General features: G+C 65.0%; 14 protein-coding genes. 6 read left to right on the top strand and 8 right to left on the bottom strand.

Features of this window, described 5'->3' with window-relative positions; genetic code table 11:
- Positions 1-49: 49 nt before the first annotated feature.
- Positions 50-301, top strand: coding sequence for a ferredoxin (locus tag DMP03_RS08335; RefSeq protein WP_152120240.1), 252 nt, complete (start codon positions 50-52; stop codon positions 299-301).
- Between the two features lie 162 nt (positions 302-463).
- On the opposite strand, the gene mdh is transcribed toward DMP03_RS08335, so the two are convergent.
- The 5 genes from mdh to DMP03_RS14300 form a co-directional block, all read right to left on the bottom strand.
- Positions 464-1,375 carry a malate dehydrogenase gene (gene mdh / locus DMP03_RS08330; protein WP_152120239.1) on the bottom strand — a complete coding sequence of 304 codons (912 nt, stop codon included), beginning with the start codon at positions 1,373-1,375 and terminating at the stop codon, positions 464-466.
- Between the two features lie 29 nt (positions 1,376-1,404).
- Positions 1,405-2,403 (bottom strand): class I SAM-dependent methyltransferase, encoded by a 999-nt coding sequence (locus DMP03_RS08325; RefSeq protein WP_152120238.1) that lies wholly within the window; start codon positions 2,401-2,403, stop codon positions 1,405-1,407.
- The gene (locus tag DMP03_RS08320) at positions 2,396-3,517 is read right to left on the bottom strand and encodes a 60S ribosomal export protein NMD3 (protein ID WP_152120237.1); all 1,122 of its coding nucleotides are present in this window, start codon (positions 3,515-3,517) and stop codon (positions 2,396-2,398) included. The genes DMP03_RS08325 and DMP03_RS08320 overlap by 8 nt, the downstream gene beginning before the upstream one ends.
- A 166-nt stretch (positions 3,518-3,683) precedes the next feature.
- Positions 3,684-5,435 carry a helicase C-terminal domain-containing protein gene (locus DMP03_RS08315; RefSeq protein ID WP_152120236.1) on the bottom strand — a complete coding sequence of 584 codons (1,752 nt, stop codon included), beginning with the start codon at positions 5,433-5,435 and terminating at the stop codon, positions 3,684-3,686.
- An 88-nt stretch (positions 5,436-5,523) separates the two neighbouring features.
- Positions 5,524-5,697: a DUF5786 family protein gene (locus DMP03_RS14300; RefSeq protein ID WP_172967111.1), complete on the bottom strand. Its 174-nt coding sequence runs from the start codon at positions 5,695-5,697 to the stop codon at positions 5,524-5,526.
- A gap of 98 nt (positions 5,698-5,795) precedes the next feature.
- Here DMP03_RS14300 and DMP03_RS08310 point away from each other — a divergent pair, with 98 nt between their 5' ends.
- The gene (locus tag DMP03_RS08310; RefSeq protein WP_152120235.1) at positions 5,796-6,791 is read left to right on the top strand and encodes a DUF5784 family protein; all 996 of its coding nucleotides are present in this window, start codon (positions 5,796-5,798) and stop codon (positions 6,789-6,791) included.
- A gap of 154 nt (positions 6,792-6,945) precedes the next feature.
- Here DMP03_RS08310 and DMP03_RS08305 read toward each other — a convergent pair whose 3' ends face one another.
- Positions 6,946-7,233, bottom strand: coding sequence for a DUF5789 family protein (locus DMP03_RS08305; RefSeq protein ID WP_152120234.1), 288 nt, complete (start codon positions 7,231-7,233; stop codon positions 6,946-6,948).
- Positions 7,234-7,351: 118 nt separating this feature from the next.
- Here DMP03_RS08305 and DMP03_RS08300 point away from each other — a divergent pair, with 118 nt between their 5' ends.
- Together DMP03_RS08300 and DMP03_RS14295 are read left to right on the top strand one after the other, a co-directional pair.
- Positions 7,352-8,155 (top strand): PHP domain-containing protein, encoded by an 804-nt coding sequence (locus DMP03_RS08300; RefSeq protein ID WP_152120233.1) that lies wholly within the window; start codon positions 7,352-7,354, stop codon positions 8,153-8,155.
- Between the two features lie 32 nt (positions 8,156-8,187).
- A complete protein-coding gene (locus DMP03_RS14295) occupies positions 8,188-8,349 on the top strand; it encodes a DUF6757 family protein (RefSeq protein ID WP_172967110.1) in 162 nt (53 codons plus the stop codon).
- A gap of 82 nt (positions 8,350-8,431) precedes the next feature.
- On the opposite strand, the gene ligA is transcribed toward DMP03_RS14295, so the two are convergent.
- Both ligA and DMP03_RS08290 read right to left on the bottom strand, forming a co-directional pair.
- Entirely contained in the window at positions 8,432-10,573 is a 2,142-nt protein-coding gene (gene ligA, locus DMP03_RS08295) for an NAD-dependent DNA ligase LigA (protein ID WP_152120232.1), read from the bottom strand.
- A 48-nt stretch (positions 10,574-10,621) separates the two neighbouring features.
- Positions 10,622-10,801, bottom strand: coding sequence for a hypothetical protein (locus tag DMP03_RS08290; protein WP_152120231.1), 180 nt, complete (start codon positions 10,799-10,801; stop codon positions 10,622-10,624).
- Positions 10,802-11,347: 546 nt separating this feature from the next.
- Here DMP03_RS08290 and DMP03_RS08280 point away from each other — a divergent pair.
- Together DMP03_RS08280 and DMP03_RS14925 are read left to right on the top strand one after the other, a co-directional pair.
- Entirely contained in the window at positions 11,348-11,923 is a 576-nt protein-coding gene (locus DMP03_RS08280; protein WP_152120230.1) for a DUF7342 family protein, read from the top strand.
- Positions 11,920-12,363 (top strand): hypothetical protein, encoded by a 444-nt coding sequence (locus DMP03_RS14925; RefSeq protein WP_152120229.1) that lies wholly within the window; start codon positions 11,920-11,922, stop codon positions 12,361-12,363. The genes DMP03_RS08280 and DMP03_RS14925 overlap by 4 nt, the downstream gene beginning before the upstream one ends.
- The last annotated feature ends 64 nt before the right edge of the window (positions 12,364-12,427 follow it).

Below are 12,427 nucleotides of genomic sequence, written 5' to 3'. Positions count from 1 at the left end.
CGAGCCCCGCCGCCGCTATACTCTTTGTCCTCACGCGCGCACGAAGCGTATGCGCATCGAGTACGACCGCGACACCTGTATCGGGATGTTCCAGTGTACCGCCGAGTGGGACGGGCTCGTCGAGGACAACGACGCCGGCAAGGCCGTTCTGACGGACGGCGAGGCGAGCGACGCCGACTGGGGGGCAGACGTGCGAGTGCAGGAGCTCCCGAGCGAGGCGGAGTTGGACGCGAAGTTCGCCGCGCGGTCGTGTCCGGTCGACGCCATCAGAATCTACGACGGCGACGAGCGGGTGGTCTGACCGGCACAATCGTTATATGCCATGCTGTGGGATATGCGGATATGTCACAGTCAGAAGACCGTAACCGGCACGTCGAGGAGTGGGCCGGCTTCGTCGGCGCGAGCGTCCAAGAGGACGACCGCGACGAGTAAACCCGAACGACCGTCGAAGCAACCGTTGGAGTTAGGCGATTTTGTCGTACTGGTCGGAGAGCTTCTCGGCAGCCTCGTCCATCAGCTTCTGCTCGTACTCGTCGAGGTCCCACTCGACGACCTCCTCGATGCCGTCAGCGCCGAGTTTGACCGGGACGCCGAAGGCGGTGTCCTCGTATCCGTACTCGCCGTCGAGCGCGAGCGACCCCGGCAGAACTGCGCCGGTGTCGTTCAACACGGCCTCGACCATGTGGGCCACGCCAGTCGCCGGCCCCCACTGGGTCGCACCCTTCCGTGAAATCACGTCCATCGCGGACTCCTGAAGGTCCGAGAGGATTTCCTCTTTCTCGCCCTCGAACTCGGGGTCGCGGCCGTCGACGCGAACCTTCGAGAAGGCGGGGACCTGTGCGTCGCCGTGCTCACCGAGAATCGTCGCCTCGACGTTCTTGACCGGGACGTCGAAGCGGTCCGCGAGGACGTAGCGGAACCGCGCTGAGTCGAGGCGGCCGCCGAAGCCGATGACCTTGTGGCGGTCGCGGTCGCCCGTCTCGTAGAGGTGGCGGTTCAGCAGGTCCACCGGGTTCGAGGTGGTAATCGACACGAAGTCGTCGTTGTACTCCGCGATGGACGAGCCGATGTCCTCCATGATGGGCGCGTTGTCGCCCGCGAGGTCGATGCGGGTCTGGCCCTCCTTGCGCGGGATACCGGCCGTGATGACGACCACGTCCGACCCCTCGGTGGCCGAGTAATCGCCCTGCCGGACCACGGTGTTGGAGTCGTAGGCGATGCCGTGGTTGGTGTCGGCCGCCTGCCCGACGGTCTTCTCCTCCATGTCGGGGATGTCGACGAAGACGAGTTCGTCCGCGATGTCGCGCAGTGCGATGTTGTAGCCGGCGGCGGCACCGACCGTTCCCGCAGCACCGATGATGCTGACCTTGGTCATGCTCGCCTACAACGACTCGCGGTCAGCGATTAAACGCTTCGACGTCGGGCCGATTCCCCGATTCGTGCGTCGACGACAACGTGGTCAACGCCCGGTGCGTGACTCTTGACGACCCGGCGGTCGAGTATCTCGACGAGACGCTCGCCTGCGGCGGCTTCGAGCGCGGCGACCGGCTCCGTCCACGGGTCGTCCGTCGGGGCGGTCGCGTGGAGGTGGACGACGCCCGAATCGAGGGCGGCGAGCGCGGTGTCGAGGTAGTCGGGCGCGTCGTAGTAGCCCATCACGACGCGGTCGGCGAGAACGTCCACGTCCCGGCAGTCGGCGCGAAACGCCGAAAGCTTGTCTTGGACGCCGTTGAGGACGGCGTTCTCCACGAGATACCGGTACGCTTCGGGGTTGATTTCGGCGGCCGTCACGTCCGCGCCGGCGCGGGCCATCGGGAGCGTGAAGTAGCCGATGCCGGCGAACATATCGAAGACGCGTTCGTCCGCGGCGACGACCTCACCCATCCGGGCGCGCTCGGCCTGATTTCCGGGCGAGAACATCACCCGCGTGAGGTCGAGCGCGTACTTCGTGCCGTGTTCGGTGTGGATGACTTCGGTGTCGCCCGTCCCGGCGATGACCTCCACGTCGGGTTCGCGCCGGTTGCCCGCGATACCGTGTGAGACGAGGACGGTGTCGGCCTCGCCGTGGAGTTCGAGGAGCGCGTCGCCGACGGCGGCCGGGTCGGGGAAGTCGTCGCCCTGCACGAGCAGACAGGAGCCGACGACTGCCCACGAGGTCGGCAGGCGGTCGAGGTCGGCGTCGCTCCAGCCACGATTAGCGAGCAGCTCGCGGAGGTCGCGGTTGCGCGCCGGCAGGTCCACGCGGACCGTCTCGTGGCCGTCGGGGGCGTCGGTGACTGGGATTGCGACTCCCTCGCCGTGCGGCTGAATCGAGCGCGTGTCGTCGTAGAGTCCGGCGGCGGCGAGCGAATCGAGCACCGACTCGGTCTGCTCGCGGGCGACGACGACCGCCAGTTCAGACATCGGCTCCTTCCTCGGGCAGGACGTGTAGCCCGGCCCGCGACCGGAGCACCGGCACCTCGGTCGCGTCGGTGTCCATGTAGTCGGGCCGCGGGACGGTCTTCGACTCGAACGTCTCGGGGTCAAGCACCTGGACGGCGCGGTCGTCCTCCACCGCGACGAGGGTCGTCTCCTCGACGTCGGCGCGGTCACCGAGCTTGCGGCCGTCGGGCGCGATACCCTCCTCGTGGCTCGCCTCGTAGCGCTCGCCCGTCTCGACGCGGACGCCCTTCAGATTTCCGTGGGCGCTCGTCACGAGTACGGGGCCGTCGCCGTCATCGAAGTCGACCACGTCGCCGGGGGTGAACTCGGGGAGACGGGCGACGAACGTCACCCGGTAGAGTTCGTTGCCGTCGCCGTCCTCGGTAGTGAGAGTTTCTGCGGCCGACACGGAGCCGCCGAACTCACGGACGATGCGGTGGGCGATTGCTTCGCCCATCTGGTTGGCCGAGATTTTGATGTTCAGCCCGCTGTCGCCCCGCTTCGCGCTCGTGATGAATGCGTTGCGGTCGCCCGTCGCCTCCCGCTCGGCGATGTACTCGCGGGCGATGGTCTCGGCGCGGTCCATCTCCCCAGTCGTAGGGGTCCGGTTCGTGCCCCGGACCTGGACGAGGGCGTTCCAGTAGTCGCCGGCGATGCGCCCACAGCGGTCACAGGTCCCGCGGGCGATGTAGACGGGGACGGTTACCTCTTCCTGCAGTGGCGTGTCGCGGATGAAGCCGGTGAAGGTGGCGTGCATCCGGATGGTGTTCTGGTCGACCTGTTCGGGCTCGACGCCCCACGTCACCTCGCGAGCGTCGACATGGACGCCAAGCGACTCGGCGGTCTCGTCGATTGCGATGTCGGTGTAGTCGTCGGCGTCGACGTCCACCCAGCGGTTGCCTCGCTGGACCGCGCCACACTGTGAACAAACCAACACCTCGATGCGTTCGGGAGCGTCGACCAACTCGAAGTCCTCGAAGTAACAGTCGTCACAGAGGAGGGCGTCGGAGTCGCGGGCACCGCCCGGGAGGTCGGCGTCGTCGGGGCGGGCCACCGGGTCGCCACACCGGGGACAAAACTGGCGAGCATCGCTCATACCCGACCTGGGCCGTTCTCGCGTTTAAACTCCGCGTCCGACGGAGCCGATACATCTATTCGGCTCGCTGCGTCTCGTCGTGTATGGACAGAAGCCAGATCATCGCCATCGTCATGGTGCTGTTGATGGGTGGCTCCTCGGTCGCGGCAGCTGCCGTCTCGGTTTTCTAGTCGGTCCCCCACACGTCACCGAGCGGGTGGTCGGACAGCGACTGCGACCGTGTGGTGTCGTCGGACTCGTTCGTCTCTCCGGAGCCGTAGTTGCGCGTCGGGGTCGCGCCGGCGTTGGCCGCGCCGGGGTCGAACGCCGGCAAGTGCGGTCGCTCCATCGCGTCGACCTGCTCGCGGAACCACGCGGGCGTGTCTGCGCGAGCGCGGTCGAACACGTCGAGCAGCGAGGAGTCGACCAGATACGTCGCGCCGTAGTCGTCGGGGGCGCGCACGACCCGGCCGGCCGCCTGAATTACCGTCCGGAGCGCCGTCCGGAAGTACCACGCCCACTGGTCGTCCTCCAGTCGCCGCGCTACCCGCGAATCGCGCGTGTTCGGATACGGAGCCTTACACACCACCTGCCACCGACAGAGATCCCCGTTCAAATCCAGCGCCTCTTCCATCTTCACCGAGACGAAGACGGCGTTGGAGTCCTCGCTCTTCCAGCCGAGGAGCGCTTGGTCGCGGCTGTCGGCGTCGTGGGTGCGGACGCGGCTGCCGACGCCCATCTCGTCGAGCAGCGTGACCAGTTCGTCGGCGATGGCGTAGCTGTGGGCGTGGATTAACCCCTTCTCGCCGGGGTGTCGTTGCATCAGGCGGACGATGGTGCGGGCGATTTCGGGCAGCGTCTCGTCGCGGTGGTCGTAGGTCATCTTCCCGCAGGTCACGTCGTACAGCGGGCGATGCTCCAGCGGGAAGGTGTGGGGCACGTCGACGAGCGCGACGTTGTCGGGGGCGAGTCCCGCGCTCGCACAGAACGCCTCCTTGTTGAGAATCGTCGCCGATAAGAGCGCGAACTTGTTGCCCCGGTCCCAGACGGTGTGGTGGAGATAGCGGGCGGGGTCCATCGGCTTCACCGTGATGGCGGAGCCGGCCCCGTCGGGCTGGTCGATAACCCACGTCGTCAGGGACTCGGGGTCGCTCGCGTCCTCGATGAACCACTGGAGCTCGCGGACGAGCTCGGAGAGGCGGTCGCGTTCTGCCACCTCCCGGCGGGTGAGCTCGGTTTCAGCGCGCAGCTCCTCCTGTCGGCGACCGCAGACCCGGAGGAGTCGTTCGGCGTATCCTTCCACGTCGGTCAGCCCGTCGACGGCAGGGGGTTCACAGCTGTCCCAGACCGGGACCCGGTGGGGCGAGAGGTCGATGGTCGCGTACATCTCGGCCCACTCCGCGAGCCCGTGGGCCTCGTCGATGACGACCACGTCGCGCTTGCCGAACACGTCCGAGCCGGCCGTCTGCATGAAGTACGCGAGCGTCATCGCGGCGATGTTGCGGTTCGAGGCGATAGCGCGGTCCGAGAAGTACGGACACCGGTGTTTCACGGGACAGTCGAAGCCGGTCTCGCGGGCACACGGCGCTTCGGTGACGGGAGTGTCTGTCTCGCCGGGGAGGATGCAGTCGTAGTTCCCCTTGCCGCGGATGATAGAGAAGTCGTCGAGCAGGTCGTCGCTCGCAACGTCGTCGAGTTGGGAGACCTGCGGCGTGGTGTAGTAGGCCCCGAACGACTCGATGTGGTCGGTCTCGCCGGGCGTCGTCGCACAGCCGGCGATGGCGCGCGCGAGCAGTGACTTGCCGGAGCCGGTGGGGGCACGCACGAGGACGACATCGTTGCCGGCGTCGAAGGCGTCGCGGATATCTTCGAGTGCCTGCTCCTGTGCGCCACGGAACGATGGGGCAGGGAACTCCGACAGCATCCGCGCGGGTTTCACGGCAGGTGGTTCGTCGCGGGGGCGGTAAAGGACTCGGTCGGGACGTGGCCGCCGCTATCGGAGTCGATGGACCGGGAGGAGTGGGAGGTTAATCAGATTTCATCTGCTCGAACTGGTCGAGCAGGGCTTCTGTCGATTCACCGGAGTCGTAGCTCACGCTACCGCGATACTGGGTGCGGGTGTCGTCGCTCGTCGCGTCGACGCTGGAGTGTTTCGCCTCGCGGCGCTCGTGTTCTGCCTCGTCAAAGTTTCCCATTCCCATGGATGAACAACCGTTGCAATTGTGTCCACTAAAATGTATGGGTATTGTTCACACGAGCCGCGGGACAAGAGTAAACCCGCAGAGACCGAGGGGAAGATGTGGCAGGGCCGCTTCGCTTCCGTGTGTCGAACGAGTCGTGGTCCGACCAGCGGGTCCGCGACCAACTGCTCGCGCCGCTGGAGGAATCGTTCGGTGCACGGTTGGAGACGCCGTGGTTCGACCCGCCGGCTGGCTACGAGGCCTGCCGACTGGAGATGGACAACGGCGACTTCGCGCTGTTCTGCTGGAACTCACACGCCTACTGGATGGGTAACACCACGACGCCGGAGGTGCTGTGGCGCACGAACAAGCAGGACTTCACCGAGGTGCCCTACCCCGTCGCGCGGTGGGCACAGCGGGAGCTGCTCGCCCGGTTCGAACTCGTCGACCCGCTGTTGGCGAGCTACGACCACGTCGTGTGGTTTTTCCTCCCCGTCTTCCTCTCGAAGGACGGCCGGGACACGACGCGGCGCTTCTTTGCCGACCACGCGGGCGGCTTCCCGGACGCGACGCCCCAAGAGGGAGTCGCCTTCTTCGAGCGACTCCTCTCGACGGGTGCGCTCGACGAGTACCGCTACACGATGGCCTCGAAGCTCGGGACGAGCGAGGGGCTGGACGTGGGCCGGATGGCCGCGACGATGGGGGAGTTCATCGTCGCGAAGTTGCTGGCCGACGCCGACCTCGCCTTCGAGCCGGAGATCGACCTCGACAGCGGGCACGCGCTCGATTTCCTCGTCGAGGGCGAGCAGTTGGTCGAAGTGACGCGACCGCGCCCGCCGACCAAACGCGACCGCGCTGACACACCGGTGGCTGCCGTGCGCGAGACCGCCGACGCGAAGACTCGCGACCAGCTCGCGGCCCACCCGTCTGCGGTGCTGTTCGTCGACTGCTCGTCGTTCCGGGACGACGAGTGGGCGGCCGTTGCCGGTGAACAGCCGCAGGTGGCCCACGAGCCGACCGTCGTCTTCCGGGCCCGCCCGGACGGACACGTCGAGGGGTACCGCGTCGGGCAACTTCCGTTCGAGATGGACGCAGCTATCGAGTGGCTGGATTAACAGACGGCCCGGCCCCTCGGCGACAGGTGGGCCGTACTCCCGCCGTGGCCCGTCGCCGCGACTCCTGCGTCACGTCGAGACTGTGTCGCAATCGTATTTGAACGTGGATGTCGCTGGCAGTGAGAAAGATGCCGAAAAGGGCCGAATCTGACGCTCAGAAGCTAACCGGAGACGGGCCCATGCCGCCGACGGTCGGGGCGTCGCGGTCCGAGTACCCCTTCCGACCGATTGCACCCTCCGAGACGGCAGACATCGCGGCGGTCTTCGCGTCGTCGGCGCTCTCGTAGGTCGTCTCGCCGAGTCGACCCAGCGCCTCGCCGAAGGTCTCCGAGCCGTTCTGGAGTTCGAGTTCCGTCTCACCGTACGCCTCGATGAGTTCACTCGCGGTCGCCGGGTAGCTGTGTGCGTCCAAGTTCGCGTCGACATCGGCCATGCATCGCATACCACATGAACGACCGAGAACGTTAATGAACGTTGTGTATGGTCACGGTTTCACACTGATAATTGATTAAGGACCACTAAGGCCGAACTGGTATGATGGTGGTGGCCGTACGTGTCGTATGACCGACGAGCCTCTCGTCGCCGACCTCCACTCCCACACGACGAACTCCGACGGTGAGATGGCGCTAGCGGACGTACCTGTCGCGGCGAAGGCCGCGAATCTCGACGCCGTCGCCATCACCGACCACGACCGCCTCCATCCGGGCCTCGACACCCCGTGGGAGTATCGCGACGGCGTTCGGCTGATTCACGGCATCGAACTCCGCGTCGAGGCCGATGGCCAGCGCGTCGACTTGCTCGGCTACGGCGTCGAGCCGACGATGGACCTCGAACGCGAGACCGAACGCCTACAGACCGACCGCGTCCAGCGGGGCCGACAGATTATCGAGAACCTGGAAGCCGAGCTCGGCGTCGAACTCGACATCGAGGCGCATCCCGGGCTGGGCCGGCCGAACATCGCGCGGGCCGTCACCGAGGTGACCGACCTCTCGGTGAACGACGTGTTCGACCGGTACATCGGCGACGACGGGCCGTGTTTCGTCGCCCGCGACGTGCCCGACTTCGAGACCGGCCGCGAACTGCTCGAGGACGCCTGCGCGCTCGTCGGACTCGCCCACCCGTTCCGCTACGACGACCCCCACGCCGCACTCGAACTGTGTGAACACCTCGACGCCGTCGAGCGCTGGTACCCCTACGCCGACGATATCGACCCCGAGCCCGATCTGTTGGCCGAGGCTATCGGGACGTTCGACCTGCTCTCGACGGGGGGGAGTGACGCACACGACCACACGCTCGGCGTCTCGGGGATGACGCCGACGGCGTACGACCGATTCCTCGCCGCAACAGAACTGCCACACCCGTAGCCGTTTTCACGACCGGCCGCGTACGTTGGTGTATGCAGTGTCACTACTGCGATGCAGACGCCGCCGTCGCGGTCGAGAAGGACCAGCTCAAGGTCGGACTCTGTGAGTCCCACTTCCGCGACCGGCTGGAGGAACTCAACGACGAGGGATGGCTGGAGGACCTCCAAGAAGAGCTCGACATCGACCGCTCGTAAGCGCGCTTTTATTCCAAAATCGCAGTCGCGCCTCCCGTCGGCCGACTCGTAAACCGCTCGCTCGTCTCTCGCTCGCGGACACTCAGGGCTCGTACTCGATACCGTTGTCGGCCAGTAGCTCGCGGAAGGCCTCCTCGTCGAGAATCGGCACGTCGTTGGCCTCGGCGTCGTCGGTCTTGCTCTTGCCGGGGCTGTCGCCCGCGACGAGGTAGTCGGTCTTGCTCGACACCGACGAGGTGGCGTTCGCGCCGTACTGCTCGACTAACGCCTGTGCGTCGCCGCGGGTCATCCCCGAGAGCGACCCCGTGAACACGAAGGTCAGCCCCTCCAGCGCGTCGCCCGTCTCCACGTCCATCTCTTCCGGGTCGACGTGGTCGAGCAACCCCTCGATGACTCGCTCGTTCTGTTCGGAGTCGAAGAACTCTCGAATCTCGCCCGCGACAACCTCACCGATACCGTCGATGGCTTCCAGTTCGTCGCGTGGGGCCGCGCGCACGGCGTCGAAGCTCCCGAACGCGCGCGCCAGGTCGCGTGCGACCGTCGGCCCGACCTCGGGGACGCCGATAGCGACGAGGAAGCTGTCGAGGTCCGGCTCGCGGCTCGCCTCGATTGCCGAGACGAGATTGTCGGCGCTCGTCTTACCCCACCCCTCCAGCTGTGTGACGGCTTCGCGGTCCAGCGTGTAGAGGTCCGGCAGGGAGCCGATGAGTCCGGCGTCCATCAGTTGGCCGACGGATTTCTCGCCCAGCCCCTCGATATCGAGGGCGTCGCGGCTGGCGTAGTGTTCGACCGCGCGCTGGAGTTGAGCGTCACACGCCAGTCCGCCGGTACAGAAGGCGAGAGGACCGTCGCGTTCGACCGCAGAGCCACACACCGGACAGTGGTCAGGAAACTCGTAGTACCCCTCGCTTTTCGCCTCGACGACGGCGTCGACGTACGGAATCACGTCGCCGGCGCGCTTGAGTTTCACCACGTCGTCGACGCCGACACCGAGCTCGGCAATCTGGTCGGGGTTGTGGAGGGAAGCACGCGACACCATCACGCCGCCGACCTCTACGGGGTCGAGCAGGGCGACGGGAGTGAGCCGGCCCGTCCGGCCCACCTGCACGGCGATGTCCCGGACCGTCGTCTCCTCCGAGCGCGCGGGGAACTTGTAGGCGAAGGCCCACCGCGGGGCGCGCGCGGTCGTCCCCAACTGCTCGCAGGCGTCGCGGTCGTCCACCTTGAGGACCGTACCGTCGATCTCGTAATCGAGGTCGTCACGCCGGTCCAGCAGCGCATCCCTGTACTCGATTGCTCCGTCGATATCGTCGACCCGTCGCGCCTCGTCGTTGACCGGAAGTCCCCACTCCGGGAGCGTGGTGTGACGCTCCCATGCGGTGTCGAACGCCGCACCCGCAAGCGTCTCGAAGAAGAAGCAGTCGAGGGGACGCTCGGCGACGACGGCCGGGTCCTGCTGGCGAATCGTCCCGGCGGTCGCGTTGCGCGGGTTGGCGAAGGCGTCGTCGCCCCGTTCCATCCGCTCGCGGTTGTACGCCGTGAACGCCTCGCGGGGCATGTACAGTTCCCCGCGCACGGCGAGGAAGTCCGGGTACTCACCGTGCAGTCGCTCGGGAATCGACGCGACCGTCCGGACGTTTCTGGTCACGTCGTCGCCCTCCTCGCCGTCGCCGCGGGTGACGGCCCGCTCGTAGACGCCGTCCTCGTAGACGACCTCGATGGAGACGCCGTCGAACTTCGGTTCACAGACGAACCGCTGGGGACCGGCCTCGCGTTCGGCCCGGTCGGCGAACTCCCTGACCTCGCTTTCCTCGCCCGATGAGTCGATGGACAACATGGGGGCGACGTGTTCGACGGTGTCGAAGGAGTCGACCGGTTCGCCGCCGACGCGTCGAGTGGGCGAGTCGCTCGCGTCGATATCGAAGGCGGCCTCGAGCGTCTGGAGCCGGTCGAACAGCGTGTCGTAGACGCGGTCGCCGATGACTGGGTCGGCCTCCACGTAGTAGCGGTGGTCGTGGTAGCGAATCGCCTCCCGGAGTGCGTCGGCCTGCTCGCGTGCTTCCTCCTCGGAGAGGGAGTCGGCGGGCGCGAACGTCGGTTCCTCGGGGGCGATGTACGGATTCTCCGGCGCGTCGTCGGGGACGGTGGTGTCCGTCGGGTCGGCTTGGTCGTCCGAGTCGTCCCCGTCGTCGCCGAAGGTAGAGAAATCCGTCTGCTCGGTCATTGTTCGTGTTAAGCCAGCGGACGGCAAAAATCGGTCGCGTCGCGGGCGTCAGTCGGGCGACTGGGGCGACGCAGACTGTGGCGTCTCGGCTCCAGCCTGTGCCTGCTGTTCGTACACTTGTACGAGTCGCTGGCGTATCTCGCGGAGATGATACCGGGTCTCCGGATTCTCGGCGGCCTCTAAGGCTGCCGTTGCATCTTCGTCGATGTCATCCAGCAGGTCGTCCATTCAGCCTCTGTTAGATATCTAGAGTAAAGAGCGACTTCTCTAGGTGCTTGTACGTCACTCCGTCATCCGCGTTTCGACCGCGATATCGCCGGCTTCAGTGACGACAATGTGCGGTACATCATCAGACCCGTTCATACTGAATCGATTTGAACCCTCGAATTCCCGGGCGTACGGCGCTGACAGAGGAGGAACAGTTCGTTCTGAGAGCCCTCCGTCAAAATACCGGTGGCGCTGTGCGTCGTGTCATTCACGGAGATGTGAGCGAATTACCTGATTCACCATTCAAAAATCCGAATTCAAACGAACAAGAGCGAAACAAGGTGGGTTCGATTCTAAGCCGTCTCAAGAACGTCGGCCTCGCTGAGCGGAATAAACACACTTGGTCTCCAACTGACGAATCGCTTGCAACTGAGATTCCTATTTGAAATACGGTAACTGACCTTCTTTATACATTCGTAGACCAAGTTAGCTGACGATGCCTTTCGGAGGTGGACGGATTATTACGCCTAGAGAAGATTTATTCCCGTTCAGCCCGAGACGGCTAGTATGGAAGAACCGGGCTCTGAACTGAAAGCAGATACCGACGAGCGTTCTGAGGCACCAGACTTCGATGCGTTGACTCCTCCGGAGGAACTAGTCCGTGGTGAGCGAACCCGGGACGACTTCTTCGATGCGGTCCTTGGAATCGATAGTCCGGCGACGGCAAGCGAAGTGGCCGATTTAGCGGGCCACGGTGTGGATGCTGCACGTGAGTACTTGGACTGGTTCGAACGGATGGGTATCGTGACCCAAGTCACGGACTCACCAGCCACCTACGAACGTAACCAGGAGTACCTGAACTGGCGGCGCGTCCAAACGCTTCGACAGGAGTATGCTACCGAGGAGCTCTTGGACTTTCTGAAGACGGAATCGAAGCGTCTGGAGTCTCTTGAGAATGAATTCGACGGTGCGTCTCCCGACGACATCTCGATTTCACGCTATGCGGCAGAGACCGGCCAATCCATTGAAGATGTCTGGGAGCATCTCACGGCCTGGAAAACGGCTCGTCATCGGGTGACGCTTCTCGAACGCGCTCTCACTACCGAGTCCGGTGACGCTGCGGATCTACAGTCCGCCGTATGACGGGCGGGTCAGACGACGAGGCCCGTTCGCTTTCCGGTGCACCGATTGATTTTGACCACCTTGATGTCATCCAAGAGCGATTCGCAACCGACGACCGTTTTATTCGAATAGATGAGCAGCCAGCGTTCGCTCCCGAACGTTTGGTGTGCGTGTATGACCAACGGTTCTACCCAAACCGAGTCCGCTCCGCTCGTTTGGAGGTGGTCTGGTTCGAAAACGGGGATTTCTCGCTCCATTACCACGAGGAACACGAGACCGGAGACTTCGATTATCGATGGGATCGGCATCCATCCGGACACAATACTCGTGACCATGTCCACCCGGGACCGGACGCACTAACTCCTGGTGACGACGCATCACACCCGGAGGACTGGCGGGATGTTCTCTCCATGGTTCTTTCTGAGGTTGAAGAACGACAGCGTGCCTTTTGGGAAACGTAGCCCTCTCGTGAGAAAATCCGGCAAGGCTAACGCACCCCTTTTTGACCCTCAGTATCGTTGTGTG

The sequence above is a fragment of the Halosegnis rubeus genome (assembly GCF_009184545.1).
Classification (GTDB): domain Archaea; phylum Halobacteriota; class Halobacteria; order Halobacteriales; family Haloarculaceae; genus Halosegnis; species Halosegnis rubeus.
This window is presented reverse-complemented; position numbering and strand designations above follow the sequence as displayed.